18 protein-coding genes are annotated in these 19788 nt (G+C 64.8%); 3 read left to right on the top strand and 15 right to left on the bottom strand.

Annotation, left to right across the window (positions count from 1 at the left end; translation table 11 throughout):
• Nucleotides 1–221: 221 nt before the first annotated feature.
• From sufC to PT282_RS04410, 4 genes are all read right to left on the bottom strand, one after another.
• A complete protein-coding gene (gene sufC, locus PT282_RS04395; RefSeq protein ID WP_277168340.1) occupies nucleotides 222–998 on the bottom strand; it encodes a Fe-S cluster assembly ATPase SufC in 777 nt (258 codons plus the stop codon).
• Nucleotides 999–2222 carry a Fe-S cluster assembly protein SufD gene (gene sufD / locus PT282_RS04400; protein WP_277168341.1) on the bottom strand — a complete coding sequence of 408 codons (1224 nt, stop codon included), beginning with the start codon at nucleotides 2220–2222 and terminating at the stop codon, nucleotides 999–1001.
• Between the two features lie 3 nt (nucleotides 2223–2225).
• Nucleotides 2226–3680: a Fe-S cluster assembly protein SufB gene (sufB, locus tag PT282_RS04405; RefSeq protein ID WP_277168940.1), complete on the bottom strand. Its 1455-nt coding sequence runs from the start codon at nucleotides 3678–3680 to the stop codon at nucleotides 2226–2228.
• A 275-nt stretch (nucleotides 3681–3955) separates the two neighbouring features.
• Nucleotides 3956–5638 (bottom strand): CTP synthase, encoded by a 1683-nt coding sequence (locus PT282_RS04410; RefSeq protein WP_277168342.1) that lies wholly within the window; start codon nucleotides 5636–5638, stop codon nucleotides 3956–3958.
• A 428-nt stretch (nucleotides 5639–6066) separates the two neighbouring features.
• Here PT282_RS04410 and PT282_RS04415 point away from each other — a divergent pair, with 428 nt between their 5' ends.
• Entirely contained in the window at nucleotides 6067–7023 is a 957-nt protein-coding gene (locus tag PT282_RS04415) for a hypothetical protein (protein WP_277168343.1), read from the top strand.
• A gap of 188 nt (nucleotides 7024–7211) precedes the next feature.
• Here PT282_RS04415 and PT282_RS04420 read toward each other — a convergent pair whose 3' ends face one another.
• From PT282_RS04420 to aroC, 3 genes are all read right to left on the bottom strand, one after another.
• Nucleotides 7212–7664: a type II 3-dehydroquinate dehydratase gene (locus tag PT282_RS04420; protein WP_277168344.1), complete on the bottom strand. Its 453-nt coding sequence runs from the start codon at nucleotides 7662–7664 to the stop codon at nucleotides 7212–7214.
• A gap of 142 nt (nucleotides 7665–7806) precedes the next feature.
• A complete protein-coding gene (locus tag PT282_RS04425) occupies nucleotides 7807–9432 on the bottom strand; it encodes a bifunctional shikimate kinase/3-dehydroquinate synthase (protein ID WP_277168345.1) in 1626 nt (541 codons plus the stop codon).
• A 97-nt stretch (nucleotides 9433–9529) separates the two neighbouring features.
• The gene (gene aroC / locus PT282_RS04430) at nucleotides 9530–10711 is read right to left on the bottom strand and encodes a chorismate synthase (RefSeq protein WP_277168346.1); all 1182 of its coding nucleotides are present in this window, start codon (nucleotides 10709–10711) and stop codon (nucleotides 9530–9532) included.
• 86 nt (nucleotides 10712–10797) lie between these two features.
• Between aroC and PT282_RS04435 the strand changes: the two genes are divergently transcribed.
• A complete protein-coding gene (locus PT282_RS04435) occupies nucleotides 10798–11391 on the top strand; it encodes a hypothetical protein (protein WP_277168347.1) in 594 nt (197 codons plus the stop codon).
• A gap of 155 nt (nucleotides 11392–11546) precedes the next feature.
• On the opposite strand, the gene mltG is transcribed toward PT282_RS04435, so the two are convergent.
• The 6 genes from mltG to PT282_RS04465 all read right to left on the bottom strand — a co-directional run bounded on the left by mltG (nucleotide 11547) and on the right by PT282_RS04465 (nucleotide 17393).
• Nucleotides 11547–12722 (bottom strand): endolytic transglycosylase MltG, encoded by a 1176-nt coding sequence (gene mltG, locus PT282_RS04440; protein ID WP_277168348.1) that lies wholly within the window; start codon nucleotides 12720–12722, stop codon nucleotides 11547–11549.
• The gene (gene ruvX, locus PT282_RS04445; RefSeq protein ID WP_277168349.1) at nucleotides 12722–13189 is read right to left on the bottom strand and encodes a Holliday junction resolvase RuvX; all 468 of its coding nucleotides are present in this window, start codon (nucleotides 13187–13189) and stop codon (nucleotides 12722–12724) included. The genes mltG and ruvX overlap by 1 nt, the downstream gene beginning before the upstream one ends.
• Before the next feature lie 6 nt (nucleotides 13190–13195).
• A complete protein-coding gene (gene alaS / locus PT282_RS04450; protein ID WP_277168350.1) occupies nucleotides 13196–15877 on the bottom strand; it encodes an alanine--tRNA ligase in 2682 nt (893 codons plus the stop codon).
• A gap of 94 nt (nucleotides 15878–15971) precedes the next feature.
• Nucleotides 15972–16217, bottom strand: coding sequence for a hypothetical protein (locus PT282_RS04455; protein ID WP_277168351.1), 246 nt, complete (start codon nucleotides 16215–16217; stop codon nucleotides 15972–15974).
• Nucleotides 16218–16220: 3 nt separating this feature from the next.
• Nucleotides 16221–16631: a DUF948 domain-containing protein gene (locus tag PT282_RS04460; protein ID WP_277168352.1), complete on the bottom strand. Its 411-nt coding sequence runs from the start codon at nucleotides 16629–16631 to the stop codon at nucleotides 16221–16223.
• Between the two features lie 87 nt (nucleotides 16632–16718).
• Nucleotides 16719–17393, bottom strand: a complete 675-nt coding sequence (locus PT282_RS04465) for a histidine phosphatase family protein (RefSeq protein ID WP_277168353.1) — start codon at nucleotides 17391–17393, stop codon at nucleotides 16719–16721.
• A gap of 66 nt (nucleotides 17394–17459) precedes the next feature.
• Between PT282_RS04465 and PT282_RS04470 the strand changes: the two genes are divergently transcribed.
• Complete coding sequence (locus PT282_RS04470) at nucleotides 17460–17849, top strand: phage holin family protein (RefSeq protein WP_277168354.1); 390 nt, start codon at nucleotides 17460–17462, stop codon at nucleotides 17847–17849.
• A gap of 152 nt (nucleotides 17850–18001) precedes the next feature.
• Here PT282_RS04470 and rpsD read toward each other — a convergent pair whose 3' ends face one another.
• Both rpsD and PT282_RS04480 read right to left on the bottom strand, forming a co-directional pair.
• Complete coding sequence (rpsD, locus tag PT282_RS04475) at nucleotides 18002–18628, bottom strand: 30S ribosomal protein S4 (RefSeq protein WP_277168355.1); 627 nt, start codon at nucleotides 18626–18628, stop codon at nucleotides 18002–18004.
• 251 nt (nucleotides 18629–18879) lie between these two features.
• Nucleotides 18880–19758, bottom strand: a complete 879-nt coding sequence (locus PT282_RS04480; protein ID WP_277168356.1) for a hypothetical protein — start codon at nucleotides 19756–19758, stop codon at nucleotides 18880–18882.
• Nucleotides 19759–19788: the final 30 nt, after the last annotated feature.

Raw genomic sequence — 19788 nt, forward strand, 5'->3', positions numbered from 1 at the left:
TACTCGAAGTATCGGAATCCGCCAAAGCCCTCAACACAAACCCTGACCGTGTACGTTACATAAGTGGGTTGGGGAAAATATACGATGCTGAGGCATAAAGCTTGGCCTACCGGCCTTGAGGGTGCCGAAGCATTGTATATTTTCCCCAACCCGCGACCAACCGCCCAAAGCGAGCCGATCGCAAAAAGTCAGCCAAAACCGACCGGTCAGATCAGAGACCGTCACGCCATCGCGGACTCGGTGGCCCCTTCCGGCAGGTACTGATCGTACCCGGTCTCCTCCAGCTCATCGGCCAGCTCCGGCCCGCCGGTCTTGACGAACTTGCCGCCTGCGAAGACGTGCACGATGTCCGGCTTGATGTACTTGAGGATGCGGGTGTAGTGGGTGATGAGCATGATGCCCAGGCCGGTGTTGGCCTTGGCGCGGTTCACGCCCTCGGAGACGATGCGCAGCGCGTCAACGTCGAGGCCGGAATCGGTCTCGTCCATGATGGCGAACTTCGGCTTCAAGAGCTCCAGCTGCAGCACCTCGGCGCGCTTCTTCTCGCCGCCGGAGAAGCCCTCGTTGACGGAACGAGAGGCGAACTTCTTATCCATGCGCAGGTTCTTCATCGCGTCCTGCAGGTCCTTGGTCCAGGTGCGGATGGCCGGGGCCTTGCCATCTACCTCCGTCTTGGCAGTGCGCAGGAAGTTGGTCATGGAGACGCCGGGCACCTCCACCGGGTACTGCATGGCCAGGAACAGGCCCGCCTTGGCACGCTCGTCGGCGGTCATCTTGAGGATGTCCTCGCCGTCGAGCAGGGCCTGGCCGGAGTCGACGAAGTACTTCGGGTGGCCGGCCAGCGTGTAGGCCAGGGTGGACTTGCCGCTTCCGTTGGGGCCCATGATGGCGTGGGTCTCACCGGACTTGACGGTGAGCGTGGCGCCCTTCAGGATCTGCTTGCGGCCTTCCTTGGTCTCCACCGATGCGTAGAGATCCTTGATTTCCAATGTTGACATTTACTTATCCTCCAATACCGCTTGCATGTCCGCGCTTTCACCGCGCGCGAGCCTGCGGTCGATTACATTCATGAGATGTTCGGCGATGCTGGGCACGCCGATCTGTTCGATGAGGTCGGCGAAGAAGCCACGGACCACGAGCTTGCGCGCGTCGGATTCCGTGATGCCGCGCGACTGCAGGTAGAAGAGCTCCTCGTCGTCGAAGTGGCCCACGGAGCTGGCGTGGCCCGCGCCGATGATGTTGCCGTTCTCGATCTCCAGGTTCGGCTCCGAATCGGCCACCGGCCCGGGCGTGAGCACCAGATTGCGGTTGAGCTCGTAGGAGTCGGTGTTGGGCGCGGTCGGCTGGATCAGCGCGTTGCCGACCCACGTCGAATGCGCGTCCTTGCCGTCGAGCGCGCCCTTGTAGACCACGCGGGACTTGCAGTCGGCAAAGTTGTGCACCACCATCGTGCGGTGCTCCAGGTGCTGGCCGGCCTCGGCGAAGTAGATGCCGAGCATGTTGAGCTCGCTCTGGGGGCCGCCGAAGTCCTGGTCCATGCGCAGGCGCACGATGTCGCCGCCCAGCGTGACCACCGCGTGGCGCAGGGACGAGCCCTCGCCGACGTGGATGCGCTGGTTGCCGACATGCTTGGAGGCCCTGTCCCATTCCTGCACGAAGGTGGTGGAGACGTGGGCGTCGCGCCCGACGACGATCTCCACGCCCTCGGCGAGCCGGGCCAGGCCCTGGTGGCGCACCACGATGTCGCCATGCGTCCTATCGGCGACCTGGAGCACCAGATGCAGGGAGTCAAGGTCGGCGCCATGGCCCTCGACGTCGACCAGGACGGGCTGGCTGAGCTCGCCGGAGACGGAGACCACGACGGACTTGCCGCCGCTGTTCCACTCCACGGCCGAGACGCGGTCGTTGGGCTTCATCACCGTGCCGGAGGGAGCCTCTCCGCGCTCGACGACGCTCCTTACGACCTGGGAGGCGTCGACGGGCGTGCCGTCGATGTTGCTGACGGTGACCTTGGTCTCGCCGCTGGGCTCGAAGACGTCGAAGAACTCGCTGATGCGCTCGAGCGGCGTGTAGCGCCAGTCCTCCTGCTTGCGGGTCGGCACCTTGAAGTCGTCGACCTCGAACGAGCGCGTCTGGTTGTCGGCGCTGGACGGCATGGCCGCCGGCATCGCGTAGGGATCGTTGGGATCCGCCACTGGGATATTCACTTCTTGTTCGGCCATCGCTCAGCCCACCGATCCTTCCATCTGCAGCTCGACAAGCCTGTTGAGCTCCAACGCGTATTCCATGGGAAGCTCGCGGCTGATCGGCTCGACGAAGCCGCGCACGATCATGCCCATGGCCTCCTTCTCCTCGAGCCCGCGGCTCATCAGGTAGAAGAGCTGGTCCTCGGAGACCTTCGAGACGGTCGCCTCGTGCGCCATCGTCACGTCGTCCTCGCGGATGTCGACGTGCGGATAGGTGTCGGAACGCGAGTAGTCGTCGACCAGCAGCGTGTCGCAGACCACCGAGGAGCTCGAGTCCTTGGCGCCGTCGATGACCTTGACCAGGCCGCGGTAGGCGCAGCGTCCGCCGCCGCGCGAGATCGACTTGGCGACGATGGTGGAGCTGGTGTGCGGGGCCAGATGGATCATCTTGGCGCCCGTGTCCTGGTACTGGCCCTTGCCGGCGAAGCTCAGCGACATGGTGGAGGCCTTGGCGTACGGCTCGGCGAGAATGCACGAGGGGTACTTCATGCTGGCCTTGGAGCCGATGTTGCCGTCGACCCATTCCATGGTGCCGCCCTCCTTGACGTAGGCGCGCTGGGTGACCAGGTTGTAGACGTTGTTCGACCAGTTCTGCACGGTGGTGTAGCGCACGCGCGCGTTCTTGCCGACGATGATCTCCACGTTGGCGGCGTGCAGCGAGTCGGTCGCGTAGATCGGCGCGGTGCAGCCCTCGACGTAGTGGACGTAGGAGCCCTCCTCCGCGATGATCAGCGTGCGCTCGAACTGACCCATGTTCGGCGTGTTGATGCGGAAGTATGCCTGCAGCGGGATGTCGACGTGGACGCCCTTCGGAACGTAGACGAACGAGCCGCCAGACCACGCCGCGGTGTTCAACGCCGCGAACTTGTTGTCGTCGAAGGGGATGACCGTGGCGAAGTACTTCTTGACGATGTCAGGGTACTCGCGAAGCGCGGTGTCGGTGTCGGTGAAGATCACGCCCTGCTTCTTCAGGTCCTCCTGGATGGAGTTGTAGATGACCTCGGACTCGTACTGCGCCGCGACGCCGGAGACCAGACGCTTCTTCTCGGCGTCCGGGATGCCCAGCTTGTCGTAGGTGGTGCGGATGTCGGTGGGCAGATCGTCCCAGCTCTTGGCGGGCTTGTCGATCGGCTTGACGTAGTACTTGAAGTCGTCGGCGTCGAAGTCGGAGAGGTCCACGCCCCACTTGGGCATGGGCTTGTCGACAAAGGCGCGGTAGCCCTTGAGCCTCATCTCGAGCATCCATTCGGGCTCGCCCTTGTCGGCCGAGATCTCGCGCACGACGTTCTCGTCGATGCCCTTCTTCGCGGCCTCGCCGGCGGCGTCGGAATCATGCCATCCGTAGCTGTAGTCGCCGAACTGGTCGATGATCTCGTCATCCTGTTTTATCTTGTCCTCGTTGACACGTTCGCGATCGGCCACATACTGGCTCATCTCCGTGTCCGACGCGGCGCTTGGCGTTGGTTGTTGTGTCACCGTACGCTGCCTCCCATATCTAGACTGACTCACCTACCAACCTAACAGAATCGAAGCCTGATTACTAGGGTTCGAGGCCGAAACGCCAGCGATGGCGAAAGTGATTTAGTTCACATTACATTCGTTTGCGCTGCCACGGCCCTATTACGAGAGCAGGGGACCCCGCCGAAACGGAATCCCCTGCTCGCCGGCCCGTCACGCCCTGGTCGGCGACGGGCTCAATCGTGAAAGGCTCAGCCCTGCGACTGCTCGCCGGACTTGCGCGCCTCCTGATGGTCGAGCGCGGCCTTCACCAGCCCCTGGAAGAGCGGGTGCGGCTTGGTCGGACGGGACTTGAACTCGGGGTGCGCCTGCGTGCCCACGTAGAAGGGGTGCACGTCCTGGGGCAGCTCGACGAACTCGGTGAGCTCGCCGTCCGGGCTCTGGCCCGAGATCTCGAGGCCGGCCTCCTGCAGCGGCTTCTTGTAGGCCACGTTGACCTCGTAGCGGTGGCGGTGGCGCTCGGTGACGTCGGTGGTGCCGTAGAGCGAGGCGACCAGCGAGCCTTCCTTGAGCTTGGCCGGGTAGGAGCCCAGGCGCATCGTGTGGCCCATGTCGGAATTGGCCAGGATGTCCTTCTGCTCCTCCATCGTGGCGATCACCGGGTTCTTGCAGCCGGGCTCGAACTCGGAGGAGTCCGCGTCCTCGAGCTCGAGGACGTCGCGGGCGTACTCGATGACCATGCACTGCAGGCCGAGGCACAGGCCCAGCGCGGGCAGCTTGTGCTCGCGGGCATAGCGCAGCGCGCCGACCTTGCCCTCGATGCCGCGGATGCCGAAGCCGCCGGGAATGATGATGCCATCCATGTCACGCAGCTCGGTGTCGGCTCCGGCCTCGCTCTCGCACAGGTCGGCCGCGACGAGCTTGACGTTCGCCTTGGCGTAGTTGCCGAAACCGCCGGCCTTGACGGCCTCGATGACGGAGAGGTAGGCGTCGGGCAAATCGATGTACTTGCCGACGATGGCGATGTTGACCTCCTGCTTGGGGTGGTGCACCCGCTCCAGCAGGTCGTCCCACTCGGCCCAGTCGACGTCGTGGACCTGGACCTCGAGGGTCTTGCAGACGTAGGCGTCGAGGCCCTCGTTGTGCAGGATCTTCGGCACGTCGTAGATGCTCGGGGCGTCCACGCAGTTGACCACGCCGTTCTCGTCGACGTCGCACATCAGGGAGATCTTGTCCTTGATGGACTGGTTCAGGGGGCGGTCGCTGCGCAGCACGAGCGCATCGGGGGTGATGCCCAGCTGACGCAGGGTCATCACGGAGTGCTGGGTCGGCTTGGTCTTCAGCTCGTGGGCCGCCGGCAGGTAGGGCACCAGGGAGACGTGCACGAACATGCAGTTGTGAGGGCCGAGTTCGCGCTTGACCTCACGCGCAGCCTCGAGGAAGGGCTGCGACTCGATGTCGCCGACGGTGCCGCCGATCTCGGTGATGATCACGTCGACGTCGTCCGCGGCCTGGGCGCGCATGCGGCTCTTGATCTCGTTGGTGATGTGCGGGATGACCTGGACGCACTGGCCGAGGTACTTGCCGGCGCGCTCCTTGTCGAGCACGGACTGGTAGATCTGGCCGGTGGTGACGTTGGCCTTCTGGGAAAGGAAGACGTCGAGGAAGCGCTCGTAGTGGCCGATGTCGAGATCGGGCTCCGCGCCGTCCTCGGTGACGTAGACCTCACCGTGCTGGAACGGGTTCATCGTGCCCGGGTCCACGTTGATGTAGGGATCGAGCTTCTGCTGCAGGACGCGCAGGCCACGGCTGCGCAGGAGACGACCGAGAGAGGATGCTGTCAGGCCCTTGCCGAGGGATGAAACGACGCCACCGGTGACGAAAATGTGCTTGGTGACATGCCCATGGGAACTATCTTTTGTATCTTTGACCATGGAACTTCAGTCTATCAGCGCCTATTGACGCGGCGTGTCCGTAAGCCCCTCCATGACGGGCTGCGAATAGCCCGACCTCGCTTCAACGCGGTCGCATTCCAACGGTATCGCAAAATTGGTACCGCAGAAAGCCTCTGACCGTCCATATTCCAACGGTTTCGTCAAATTAATGACGCGCAGAGACAATAATCGTTATTGTTCCAACATTGTCGTAAAAACAATGCCTTCCACGTTTCATAACCGTCAATAATCCAACATCATCGCAACGTCAGCCGCATCCACAGCCAACCATCAAACGCATGATCAGGCCAACCGTGACGCCAACCGGCCAACATACGACACGCCAGAATGTGGATAACTAAAACCGTTCGACCACAGTCGTCGCACCAGCTTGCGCCGTCTGGGCCGCTCCCCATATCTTCGCTTTTATGAGACACAACAAACACATCGAGACCATGCTTGACCGGGCCCAATGCGCACATAGCTGCCTTGCATGTGGCGCAAGCCCCGAGTACCGCGCGCTGCACCGACGCTATAAATGCGGCGAACTGCTTTCACCATATCCCTGCGTCTTCGTCCGCGAATCGTTCTGGAACTCGCTCAATCCGATCGAGCAGGACCTCGCCACCATCAGGGCGCTCGCGCAATTGCATCCAAACTGGATCTTCACCGGATTATCCGCTGCCAGCGTCCATGGTCTCGACCACAGCTATGCGCTCCATCGTTTGCACCACATCCACATCGCCACCGACACCGGTCAGGGGGCGCATAACCATGCGAGGCTCGAACGGGTCTACCTGCATCATCCCCATATCGAAAGCGTGGAGATGATCAACGTCACGGATATCCCGCAAACCCTCGTGGTACTCGCCAGACGACTGCCGTTTCGCGACGCGCTCGCGCTTTTCGATTCCGCAAGTCGAAAAGGTACCGGCAAAACGGCGATACTCGAAGCCTGCAGAACGATGCGTTGCGACAAAACGGACATCAACCGCCTGATCGACGAGATGAATCCCCTGAGCGAGAACAGCGGAGAATCGTTGGCACGGGCAACCATGATCGAATTGGGTTTCATAGTTCCCCGATTGCAGGTACCGTTCCCCAACTCGGATCCATCGCGCCAGCCCTATCGCGTCGATTTCGCATGGCGCCTGCCCGACAACCGTTGCATTGTGGGAGAATACGACGGCATGCAAAAGTATGTGATGCAATCAGCGGGCGGACGAACCTATATCGAAGCAAAGGTGCACCAGCAACTCAGGCGTGAAGAGGATCTCAAACGACAGGGCGTGGACGACATTATCCGCTTTCAGTATGAGGATCTACTCCGGCCCGCACGATTGGCCGGCAAGCTGGTTGCCGCGGGAATACCAAGGTGTCGATGAATACCGCCTGCGCACACTGGCCAAACGTTATTGTTAGGATATAACCAGATACACGTCGCTAAAGGCAATATACCAACATTATTAGAAGAATAATACCTCTAAGCAGAGGTGTGAGGCCATAATCCAACATCATTATTGGATTATGGCCACATAGAACGCTAATAGTCAATAATCCAACATCATCAGGCTTACGTCCGGTCGGCGAGCAGGTGGGCGACGGCGTCGAGGGCGAGCTTGTAGCCGTAGAAGCCCATGCCGGTGATAGTGCCGGTGGCCACTGGACTGATGACGCTGTACTTGCGGAAGGCGTCGCGGGCGGAGGGGTTGGAGATGTGCACCTCCATCAGGGGCAGGCCGGCGTCGGTGACCATCTTGGCGGCGTCGGAGAGACCGTAGCTGTAGTGGGTGAAGGCGGCGGGGTTCATCACCACCGGGGTCCCCTCGTCGACGGCGCGGTGCATCCAGCCGATGACCTCGGCCTCGTCGTCGGACTGGCGCACCTCGGTCTCGAGGCCGAGCGCCTTGCCCCACCGCGCGCAATCCTCGCGCAGGGTCTCAAGGTCCTGGCGGCCGTAGATGTCGGGCTCGCGCACTCCCAGGCGCCCGAGGTTGGGTCCGTTGACGACGATTACCTTGGTCATATGCTGTCCCTTCATGGTTGGTTGGAAAACTTATCGCATATCGCACCCGCACTTTGCGATGGACGGGATTCGGGAAACGCCGGAATCCGGCCGTTGCCTGGAATCCATCCACCCTTTTGTGCGAGCTTTGGTGGCGCGGTCCTCAGCCGCGGATGCGCCTGAACGCCTCGACGAGCGCGTCCTGGGGCGGGTCCTCGAGGTGGGCGGGATGGCCGAGCGCGTCGAGGATGACGAAGCGCAGGGTGTTGCCACGGGCCTTCTTGTCCTTGTGCATCAGGGCGAGCACGTCGTCCCAGTTCCCGCCGCTCCACGAGATCGGCAGGCCGAGCGAGGAGAAGACCGTGCGGTGCAGCTCGACGGTCTTACGGTCGATGTGGCCGAGGATTTCGGCGAGCTCAGCGGCGTAGACGCATCCGACGGCCACCGCGTTGCCGTGCCTCCAGCGGAAACGCTCGATCTTCTCGATGGCGTGGGCCAGGGTGTGCCCGTAGTTGAGGAACTCGCGCAGGCCGGCCTCCTTGAGGTCCTGGGAGACGTGGTAGGCCTTGACACGCACCGTGCGTTCGATGAGCTCGGCGACCACGTCCTCAAGCGGCGTGCCCAGGAAGTCGTCGCCGTCGAAATGCCTCAGCTCGTCGGCGTGCTGCTGGAGGATGTCGAGGATCGTGGTGTCGCGGATGAAGCCGGACTTGGCCACCTCGCCCAGCCCCTCGATGAAGATGTCGCGCGGCAGCGTGTTGAACGTGCGCAGGTCGGCGAGCACCGCCGCGGGTGTGTAGAAGGAGCCGACGAGGTTCTTGCCCTCGTCGGTGTTGATGCCGGTCTTGCCGCCGGTGGAGGCGTCGACCATGGCCAGCAGCGAGGTGGGGCAGTTGACGTAGCGGATGCCGCGCATCCAGGTGGCGGCGATGAAGCCGGCGAGGTCGGTGGCCGCTCCCCCGCCGAGGCCGACGATGGCGTCGGAACGGGTGAAGCCGATCTCTCCGAGCCGCTTCCAGATGGTCTTGGCCACGTCGATGGTCTTGCCCTGCTCGGCGTCGGAAATGAGCATGTCGTAGACGTCGTAGCCGGCCTGGCGCAGCAGGGCGCGGGCCTGGTCGCTGTGGCGCTGCACCGGCTGGGTGTGGATCAGGGCGACGCGCAGCACGCCCTCGCCCAGCGCGTCGGGCAGCTGGTTGAGCGCCCCCTCGCCTATGCACACGTCGTAGGGCTCGATGCCGGAACCGGTGATGTGGATGATGCGTTCGTCGATCATATTGCTCAGCTTTCTCGCCGCATTGCGTGGTGTGGAACCGTGGGTGTGCACATGCATGTTGGCGACGGCGCGGAAGACAGGGTCGCGCTGCTCGAACAGGGACATCCAGCGCCGCTCGGCGTCGCCGTCGAGCATCGGGCGGCCGCCGGAACGCGAGGCGCGTTCCATGGCCTCGCGCCGGTCGGCCTCGAGATAGACGACCCTGCCGCCGGCCTCGGCGTATTCCTCGAGCTCACGGCGTGTGGACGGAGTCATCGGGGCGCCGCCGCCCAGGGCGAGCAGCCCGTCGAAGGAATGGAGCAGGTGGTCGATGACGTCGGCCTCGACCTTGCGGAAAGCGCGTTCCCCGTGGCGTTCGAAGTATTCGGGAATCGGCATTCCGGTCTCGCGCTCGATGCGCTGGTCGGAGTCTGCGAAGCCCATGCCGAGCATTCTCGCGGCCTCGCGGCCCACCCGGGTCTTGCCCGCGCCCGGCATGCCGATGACGACGGCGAAGGGACGATGTTCGTTCATACTGCCCGCACCTTCTCGTGATTTTGCTTACGGTTGTCTAGTTTAGCCCGTGGCCGTCCGTTTCCGTCCGGACGGCCACGAAGACCCAAAGGAGGACTCAGCGCATGTGCTCGGGCCAGGAGGCGAGGTAGCCCTGCACGTTGCGGCGGACCTCCTCGACGCTGTCGCCGCCGAACTTGTCGAGCGCGAGGCGGGCCAGGGTGAGGCGCACCATGGCCTCCACCACCACGGAGGCGGCGGGCACGGCGGTGCTGTCGGAACGCTGGTTGATGGCCTTGGCGTCGTCTCCGGTGGCCACGTCGACGGTGCGCAGGGCCCTGGGGATGGAGGGAATCGGCTTCATGGCGGCACGCACGCGGATCGGCTGGCCGTTGGACATGCCGCCCTCGATGCCGCCGGCACGGTTGGAGAGACGCACGATGTGGCCGTTGTCGTCGGTGGTCATCTCGTCGTGGGCCTTCGAGCCGGGGCGCCTGGCCTCTTCGAAGCCGTCGCCGATCTCCACGCCCTTGATGGCCTGGATGCTCATCACCGCGCCTGCCAGGGCGCCGTCGAGCCTGCGGTCGGACTCCACGTAGGTGCCGATGCCCGCGGGCACGCCGTAGGCGATCACCTCGACCACTCCGCCGAGGGTGTCGGCCTCGGACTTCGCCTCGTCGATGCGAGCGACCATCGCCTGTTCGGCGCTCTTGTCGAGCGTGCGCACCGGGGAGGCGTCCAGCGACTCGACGTCGGAAGGCGTGGGGGCCGCACCGTGGGCCTCGACGCCGCCGAGGGCCACCACGTGGGCGACGGTGCGGATGCCGAAGGCCTGCTTCAGGAACCGGGCGGCCACCGCGCCCAGCGCCACGCGCGAGGCGGTCTCGCGGGCGCTCGAGCGTTCCAGCACTCCCCTGGCGTCGTCGAAGCCGTATTTGCGCATGCCCGTCAGGTCGGCGTGGCCCGGGCGCGGCCGGGTCAGAGGCGCGTTGCGGCCAGTGCGCGGCAGCTCGTGGTCGAGCTTCTCGGCGCTCATGACCTCGGTCCACTTGGGCCATTCGGTATTGGCAATCTCGATGGCGACGGGCGAGCCGAGCGTCAGGCCCTGCCGCACGCCGGTGAGCATGCGGACCTTGTCCTGCTCGAATTTCATGCGCGAGCCACGGCCGTAGCCCAGGCGGCGGCGCGCCAACGCGTCGACCACGTCCCGGGCGCTCACCTCGACGCCGGCCGGCAGTCCCTCGATCATGGCCACCAACGCCTCGCCGTGTGATTCTCCGGCGGTCTGCCAACGCAACATATTCGCTCCTTCGTCGTCCACGACATCCGTCCAGAAGATTCCGCGCGGATTCGTCCAAAAACAGGGTTACCGCCTATCTTACCGATATGCTCTACATTGACATGGTTCCCGGTCTGGTCTGTGGACTCGCCCTATGCGTCGAGGACATGGCGCGCCGCCGCGTGCCCCGCAGTTGGGTGTTCGCCGCGATGCTGGCGCAGCTGGGTGTGCTGGCGTTGCACGCCACCATCGCCGCACGGCCCTCGTTGCTGCTGATGCCCATGCTCTATGGCGTCGCCGGCGCCTCGCTGCAGCTGGCGGCCGCACGCCTGGCCCATGGCTCGCTGGGGATGGGCGACGTGACCTGCACCTGGCTGCTGGGCCACAGCGTCGGCGTGTTCGGCCTCGGGGCGTTCCTGCGCTGGTGGCTGGCGATGGGACTGCTCGGTCTGGCGTGGATCGGGCTGTGGGTGGCGTATATGGTCTGGCTGGCCTACCGACGGATGCGGAAAGCCGCTATATCCTCATCTTCGGACCTTACGTCTTCGGATTCTCAAGGCAGGGCCGCCCCTCTTGAAATCGAGAGTGCTCCATTGGCATCATCTGGTCGGAGACCTTCGCCGGGCATGCCGTTCGTGCCGGTCATCGTGGCGTCGGCGGTGGTCGCCATCGCCCATGGCCTCATGGCCGCCTACGCGTGAGACCATGACAAGTCCGACTCCACTGGTCCGGCGTGACGATGGCAAAACAGTGCCAAGCCATTGGCGGGCAACGCCTCGATGGCAAGATGACGCGATGACGGCCGCGATCGACCCGAAAAGCCGCATCCGTCAGGCCACGGCCGACTGGCGACGACTCAGTTGGCGTCCTTGTTGGAGCTCTTGTATTCCTGCTTGAGCTGTTCGAAATCGGCCTCGTTGTCGGCGAATTTCGTCTCGCCGGTCTGCAGGTTCGTGGTCACGAAGTAGAGCCAGTCACCCGGCGTGGGCGCCATCGCGGCCTTGATGGCCTGGGTGCCCGGCGAGCTGATGGGCGTGGGCGGCAGGCCCGGGTTGACGCGGGTGTTGTAGGGGTCGGAGGCGTCCTCGAGCATCGCCTCGGTCAGATCGCCGGGGCTCACGTTGGCGCCGTAGGCGACGGTGGAGTCCATGCCCAGCACCATGCCTTGGTCGATGCGGTTGAGGATGACGCGCGTCACCTTGCCGTAGTACTGCGGCAGGTTTACCTCGGATTCGGCGATGGAGGCGATGATGAGCGTCTGCTCGCGCTGGGCGCCGGTGGGCACCTTGAGCGCGTCGAGCCTGGCGACACGCTTGTCGACCATCTGCTTGAGGATCGCGCCGGCGTCCTTCTTGCCCTTGACTTGGTAGGATCCGGGCTCGAACCATCCTTCGAACTTGCCGCCGGCCTCCGCGGGCAGGATCCCCGCGCCGCCGCCGTTGACGATGGCGTCGAACTGAGACTGGTCGATGCCGGAGAGTTTCGCGGCGTCGGCGATGACCTGCGAGCTGCGTTCGCCGGCGCGGACCTCGAGGAATCCGGTGGCCTTGCTCTGGTCGGAGAGGATGGAGACGACCTTGGCGCAGGCCATGTGCTTCTTCAGGGTGTAGGTGCCTGGATAGACGGTGCTGCCGTTGGCCGCCACGGTGCTGGAGAAGGTGGTGGCTGACTTGACGACCTGGGCGCGCACGAGACGTTTGGCGATGTGCTCGGTGCCTTCGCCGGTGTTGATGGTGAACTGGACCTCGCCGTAGCCGGGGCCGGGATAATCGGGCATCTGGACCTGCGCACGGTTCGCGGCGCGGATGTGGCGCACGGTGCGCACGCCGAAGAACGTGCAGGTGCCCAACAGGGCCACGACGACGATGACGATGATGGCGACAAGGGTGCGCTTGCGCCGCTTCAGGGCGCGGCGCTGTCGAATCTCGGCGCGCGAGCGTGGGGGCGCCGGCGGTTCGGCACCGCCCTGCTCCTCCTCGTTGTCGACCCATTCGGCATGCGTGTCGAAAAGCTCGTTGATGTCCTTTGCCATCACTCTTCTCTCTGTCGTGGCCGGCCGTCGAGCGCGGATTGCAGGATCAGCACGGCCGACTGCTGGTCGACCACGGGCCGATGGCTCCTGCTGCCCACGTGCGCCTGGCTCAGCTGGTGGTGGGCGCTGACGGTGGTGAGCCGTTCGTCGACGAGCTCGACCTCGGGGATCTCGTCGAGTCCCTCGCGTCCGTCCTCCTGGGCGTTGGCGAGCCTGCGGACCAGGTTGGAGGCCCAGCGACGGGCCTTCTTGGCGCTTTTGCCGGCCTCGCCGTTGAGCAGCAACGGCAGGCCGACCACCACGCGTTCGACGTCGTGGCCGGCGATGAAGTCCACCACGTCGTCGAGGGCGCGGAAGGAATCGCCCATGGCCTCGATGTTGCCTTCGGGGTGCGCCAGGGTCAGTTCGGGGTCGCTCAGCGCCAGCCCCACCCTGGCATCGCCCAGGTCAACGCCCAACCATGCCATGGCGCCTCAGCCCTGCGAGACGGCCTGGCGCAGCGCCTTGAGCGCCTCGTCGACCTTGGACGCGTCGGCGCCGCCACCCTGGGCGAAGTCCGGCTTGCCGCCGCCACCGCCGCCGAGCACCTTGGAGGCCACGCGCACGAGGTCGCCGGCCTTGAGGCCCGCCTGGCGCGCGCCGTCGTTGGTGGCCACGGCCACCATGGGCTTGCCGGTCTCGTTGACGCCGCAGAGCGCGACGACCGCAGGCTTGCCGTCGCCGAGCTTGGCGCGCACGTCCATCACGGTCTTGCGCAGCGCGTCGAAGGAGCCGAAGTGGCCCACGTTCGCCGCCGCCAGCGCGACAGGGGCGTCGGCCTCGGCCTGCGCCTGCTCGACCAGGCCGGGCACGGTGGCCTCGAGCTGGGACTCGTAGAGCGCGTTGAGCTTCTGGTCGGCCTCCCTGACCTTGGCCTCCAGGGTGCACACACGCTCGCGCAGCTCCTCGGGGCGCGCCTTGAGGTCGTCGGCCAGCGCGGAGACCGTCTTGTGCTGGCTGTGGTTGTATTCGTAGGCCTTCCTGCCCATGAACGCCTCGATGCGGCGCACGCCGGAGCCCACTGAGGACTCGGAGGTGATGACGAACTCGCCGACCTTGCCGGTGGCGTCGAGGTGGGTGCCTCCGCACAGCTCTCGGCTCCACGCGTCCTCGCCGATGGTCACCACGCGCACGCGGTCGCCGTACTTCTCGCCGAACAGATGCATGGCGCCGAGGTCGAGGGCGTCCTTGTAGTCCATTTCCTCCATCTTGACCGGCAGGTCGTTGCAGGCGCGCTCGACGACGCGCTCCTCGACCTTGTCGATCTCCTCGGCGCTCATGGCCTGGGGCCACTGGAAGTCGAAGTGCAGGTAGTCAGGCGCCACGAGCGAGCCGCGCTGGGTGGCCTGCTCGCCGAGCACCCCGCGCAGCGCCTTGTGCAGCATGTGGGTGGCGGTGTGGGAGCGGGCCAGTCCGTGGCGGCGCTCCTCGTCGATGGTCGCGTTGACGTGGTCGCCGACCTTGAGCGTGCCTTCGGTCAGGCGGCAGCTGTGCACCGTCAGGTCCTTGATCGGCTTCTGCACGTCGTCGACCTCGAGCACGGCGCCGTCGTCGGAGATCATCTCGCCCTCGTCGGCCTGCTGGCCGCCCTGCTCCGCGTAGAACGGAGTGCGGTCGAGCACGATCTCGACGTTGGCCGGCCCCTCAATGCTCTCGACGCCGCCCTGGCCCTCGACGAAGATGCCGATGACGGACGAGCGGCTGGAATGGTCGTGGTAGCCGAGGAATTCGATCGGCTCGGCAAGCGTCTTCTTGAAGTCGTCGTAGACGCTGACGTCAACGTTGTGGCGCTTCTTCAGGGCGTCGGCGCGGGCGCGGGATTTCTGCTCGTCCATCAGCTCGCGGAAGCCCTTCTCGTCGACCTTCACGCCTTGCTCCTCGGCCATCTCGCGGGTCAGCTCGATCGGGAAGCCGTAGGTGTCGTGCAGGGTGAACGCGTCCTTGCCGGAGATCTCAGAGTCCTCGGACTTCCTGGCCTTCTTCACGGCGGTGTCGAGGATGGTGGTGCCCTTCTCGAGGGTCCGGCGGAAGGCGTCCTCCTCGCCGTAGGCGGCCTCGGAGACGTCGTGGAAGGTGTCGTTGAGCTCCGGGTAGCTGGCGGCCATCGCGTCCTTGGAGACCGGCAGCAGGGTGGGCAGCACCGGGTCGTTGACCCCGAGCATCCTCATCGAGCGCACGGTGCGGCGCAGCAGGCGGCGCAGCACGTAGCCGCGGCCCACGTTGCTGGGGCGCACGCCGTCGCTCATGATCATCAGCGCACTGCGCACGTGGTCGGCCACGACGCGGAAGCGCACGTCGGATTCCTGGTCCTCGCCGTACTGGTGGCCGGAGACCTTCTCCGCGGCCTCGATGACCGGGTAGATCTCATCGGTCTCGTAGATGTTCTCCTTGCCCTGCAGCAGGTAGGCCATGCGCTCCAGGCCGGCGCCGGTGTCGATGTTCTTGTGCTCGAGCTCGCCGACGATGTGCAGGTCGGTCTTGGACTTGACGTTGTCTACGGCGTAGTTCTCGAAGACCAGGTCCCAGATCTCGATATAGCGGTTGTCGTCGGCCGAGGGGCCGCCCTCCTTGCCGTACTTGGGGCCGCGGTCGACGTAGATCTCGGAGCAGGGGCCGCCGGGGCCGGGGCCGCCGGTGGTCCAGAAGTTGTCCTCCATGCCGAGGATCTCCATGTGCTCGGGGTCCATGCCCTCGTTGGCCCAGAGGCTGCGCGCCTCGTCGTCGTCGGTGTAGGTGGTGACCCACAGCGTCTCGGGGTCGAAGCCCAGGCCGCCCTTGCTCTGCGGGGTGGTCAGCAGGTCCCATGCGTAGTGGATGGCCTCGGCCTTGAAGTAGTCGCCGAAGGAGAAGTTGCCGACCATCTGGAAGAAGGTGCCGTGGCGGGTGGTCTTGCCAACCTCGTCGATGTCGAGGGTGCGCACGCACTTCTGGTTGCTGGTCACACGCCGGCTGGGCGGGGTCTGCTCGCCGAGCAGGTACGGGATGAAGGGCACCATACCGGCGATGGTGAACAGCGTGGTCGGGTTCGGCGAGATCAGCGATGCCGAGGGCAGGACCAGATGGCCTTGGTTCTCGAAATAGTGTTGGAAACGCTTTGCGATTTCAGAGGTGCGCATTGCTTTGAATTGCTCCTTGGCCTTGGTCGCAGCCGTATACTGCGAGATTTCTTCTCAGTTTGCTAAGTGTCTTGGTGGTGTCGGCAGTGACCTGTCAGTCGCGCCGGCCGCCGTGGTGGGCGTAGCGCTCGTTGAGCTCGCTTTCGCGGCTGCGCCTGGTCTCGTTGAACTCGCCGAGCAGGCCGCGCAGGGTCCGCACCGCCACATGGTCCTCGTCGGGGCCGAGCACGAACTGCCGTGCCTTGTCGGGCGTGTTGGCACGCACGTAGGCCTCGGCCTTCGAGACGGCGACGACGCCCATGGCGAAGCCGAGGGACACCCAGAAGATCCGTTTTACCATCTCTCACTTCCTGCCTTGCTTGCCTGCCGCCGTCGCGCCGGAGGTGCCCTTGCCGCCGTGGTGCTTGGAGAGGAAGCCCTGCATGGTGGTCTTGAACGCGTAGGCCGACGAGGCCAGCTTGATGACGGGCTTGCCGAGGAACGAGCCGTAGAGGTCGGTGAGCGCCCCGACGTTGCGCGCGGTGGTGGAGGCCGCCGAGGAGATGCGGTTGACGTCCTCGAGCGACTTGTTGACCTGGCGCACGGTGGTCACGCCCTCGTCGAGCGCAGGGATGGCGTGCTCGCCGGAGTCCTTGACGGTCTGCGCGAGCTGGTCGAACAGCTTGCCCAGCCGGATGAGCGGATAGATCAGGAACCCCGCCAGCACGGCGAAGGCTATGGCGGCGATGAGCCCCGCGATGTCTCCGATACTCATGTGAGCCTCTTTCCTTCGGTCGCCTCGGCGACTTCACACACAATATTGCTCCACGTTACCCAACGCCCGCGACGCTTCGGGCCCGGCTCACTGGTTGTAGGCGACCACGGCGATGGCCTCGCCGATGGGCTTGGCGGTGTCGAAATCGAGTGTGGTCACGCTGCCGTTGGCCGGGCGCTGCGAGAGGTCGTAGCCGGCGGGGGCGAAACGGTGCATCAGGCTCAGCAGGGTGTTGCCGTGCGAGATCTGGAGCACGTCGTCGCCGTCGTGCAGCGCGGAGTTGGCGGCGATCAGCGCGAAACCGGCCTCCACGCGCTTCCAGTATTCCGCGTCGCTTTCGGCGTCGTGGAAGGGGTCGGCCTCCTTGAGGAAGTCACGCGTGCCCTTGAGCCCGTAGCGCTCGACGATCTCGTTGTAGGTCTTGGCGCCGTGCGGGGCGCCGGCCGCCCACCAGGCCATCGCCATGTCCTGGCCTTCGAAATAGCCGTAGAACTGCTCCCTGAAACGCATGTCGTCGGTGAGCTCGGGGCGTCGATGTCCGGCTTGCTCGTTGATGTCGAGGATGCGGCGCGCGGTCTCGACGGCCCGGGTGGTGTCGGAGCAGTAAGCGGCGGCGAAATCGAGGTCCTTGAGCTTCTCCCCCGCCCTGTCGGCGTCGGCGAGCCCGGCCTTCGTCAGCGGCGAGTTCGACCAGCCCTGCAGGCGGTTGTAGCGGTTGAAATAGGTCTGCCCGTGGCGGACCAGATGAAGATGCAGCAACATGGCTCTATTATCTCACCGAGGACGTAATGGACGACACGGCGGCCAAGGTCTGGCATAATGGCGCCTATGCATGGATTTCTGACACGCTGGATCGTCCTGACCATCGCCGCGGCGGTGATGGTCGTCCTTCTGCCCGGCATGCGCCCGATCGGCCACCCGCCGATCCTGGGCATCGCCGCCTTCGCGCTGTTCCTGGCCCTGATCAACGCCTCGCTGCGCCCGGTGATGAACGCGGTCACCCAGGTCCTGGCGCTGCCGCTGACGGTTATGTCGCTGGGCCTGGCCGCGCTGGTGGCGCTGATGCTCGTCAACTGGGTGTGCATGGAGCTGGCATCGTGGCTCGCCCTGACGCTTTTCGGCGTGGGCGTGACGGTCTCGGGCGTGCTCGCGGCCGCCGTGGGCGCGGTGGTCATGGCTCTGGTCTCGAGTGTCGTCAACTCGCTGATCGGCGCCTGAGGGAGACATACAAACGACAAGCAAGCAAGGCCTTCCGATGTCTCTCCTCGCCTGTCGGTCTCATCCATTCCCGGAAATAGCACGGTGCCCCGCGAGCGAACTCGTGGGGCACCGGCTGTATGTATGTCCTTAAATTTTATGGGATTCAGTCTTTAGTGGGCGTAGTACTCGACCACGTACTGGATGTTGACCTCGACCGGAATCTCGGAAGTCTCCGGCTTGCGGGTCAGGGTCGCCTTGAGCGAGGGAAGGTTGACGTCCAGGTATCCGGGGACGGCGGGCAGCACATCGCGGTGCACGCCCTCTGCGGCGATCTGGAAGGGAACCATGGTCTGGCTCTTCGGCTTGACCTGGATGGTCTGGCCGGGCTTGACGCGGTAGGACGGACGGTCCACCACGTTGCCGTCGACCATGATGTGGCGGTGCACCACGAACTGGCGGGCCTGGGCGGTCGTGCGGGCGAAGCCCGAACGCAGCACCAGGGCGTCGAGACGGGTCTCGAGATCGACGAGCATTGCCTCGCCGGTCTGGCCCTTGGTGTGGGTGCCCTTCTCATAAGCGGCGCGAAGCTGCTTCTCGGAGAGACCGTACTGGGCGCGCAGACGCTGCTTCTCGCGCAGACGAACCGCGTAATCGGATTCGGTGCGGCGACGCGTGCGGCCGTGCTCGCCGGGGGCGTACGGACGCTTCTCGAAGATGCGCTGAGCCTTGGGGGTCAGTGCGATGCCGAGGGCGCGCGAAAGGCGCACCTGACGGCGAGAACGCTGAATGTTAGTCATTCTGTTGTTCCTTTGTATTCTGTCGTTATCTGAACGGAACGCGGGCCTTGCGAACCCGCGCTGAGCCGGGCCTCTCCAGTGCTTCTAGGCGCCAAGCGCCAACGACGCTCCCCGTTGCCGGGCACGCCGCCGACCCACTGATGGGCTAAGACTCCAGATAATGCCCGCCTCGTGGCAGGCACAAGTATTCATTTTACCCGCAGGGTACGGACGAGCGACGGCCCGTCCCCCACCGCGGCGAGAACGTGCGCTCAGTGGGTGTAGGAGTTGCTGATGAAGTTGGCGATGAGCTCGTAGACCCAGACGATGATGGCGACCACCGCGCGGGAGCTCAGGATCAGGGCGAGCAGCGACCAGAGCATCTTGTGCACGGTGTCGCGGCGGGTGATGGAGTTGAAGGTCCAGGCCTTGCCCGCCATGAAGCCTCCGCTGCGGGCGGGCACGAAGTTGCCGGCGATGACGAACATGCCCATCGAGTCGAGCATCATCCACACCAGGAAGCACAGGCACATGATGGCGCCGGCGGTCAGCTGGATGGCGTCGAGCCAGTCGGTGAACTGCCAGGAGGGCACGTTGCGGCCGATGGTAATGAAGTCGTCGATGAACTTGCGGTGCCACACCCCGTCGGTGCCCTGCAGCAGCTTGGAGAAACTGCCCTCGAGGCGCGAGTCGTTGAGCGCCGCGCAGGTGTAGACGGTGATGACGAGGAGGAAGACGAACTCGAGCAGGCGCGAGAGGAAGCGGTTCCTGTTGTATTCGAAGGAGTGGTTGCGGGCCATCAGCGCCATCGAGACAATGTATTGCAGCACGACGATGGTGATCAGCACCGTGCAGATGGCCGAATAGGCCAGCGACAGGTAGACGAAGAAGACGCCGCCGACGATGCCGCACAGCACATAGACGATGATCGCCGCACTGTCGTCGCTTCCCGAGGGCTGCAGGTAGCGGTTGACGCTGCCCTGGTAGTCGGCGTTGGCGTGGGCGTCATCCATCGGCTCGTAGGCCTGGCCGTCGACCATGGTATCGCCGTCGTTGAACGATTCCGGCGGGCGCACCGCACGCCATTGCACGAGGCAGATGACCGCCTCGATGATGATGCCTACGATGATCTGCGCAATTATCCCCATCATGTTCCTTGTATCTCGGTTTGCGGATTCCCT

It is taken from the genome of Bifidobacterium sp. ESL0763, assembly GCF_029433395.1.
Lineage (GTDB): Bacteria > Actinomycetota > Actinomycetes > Actinomycetales > Bifidobacteriaceae > Bifidobacterium.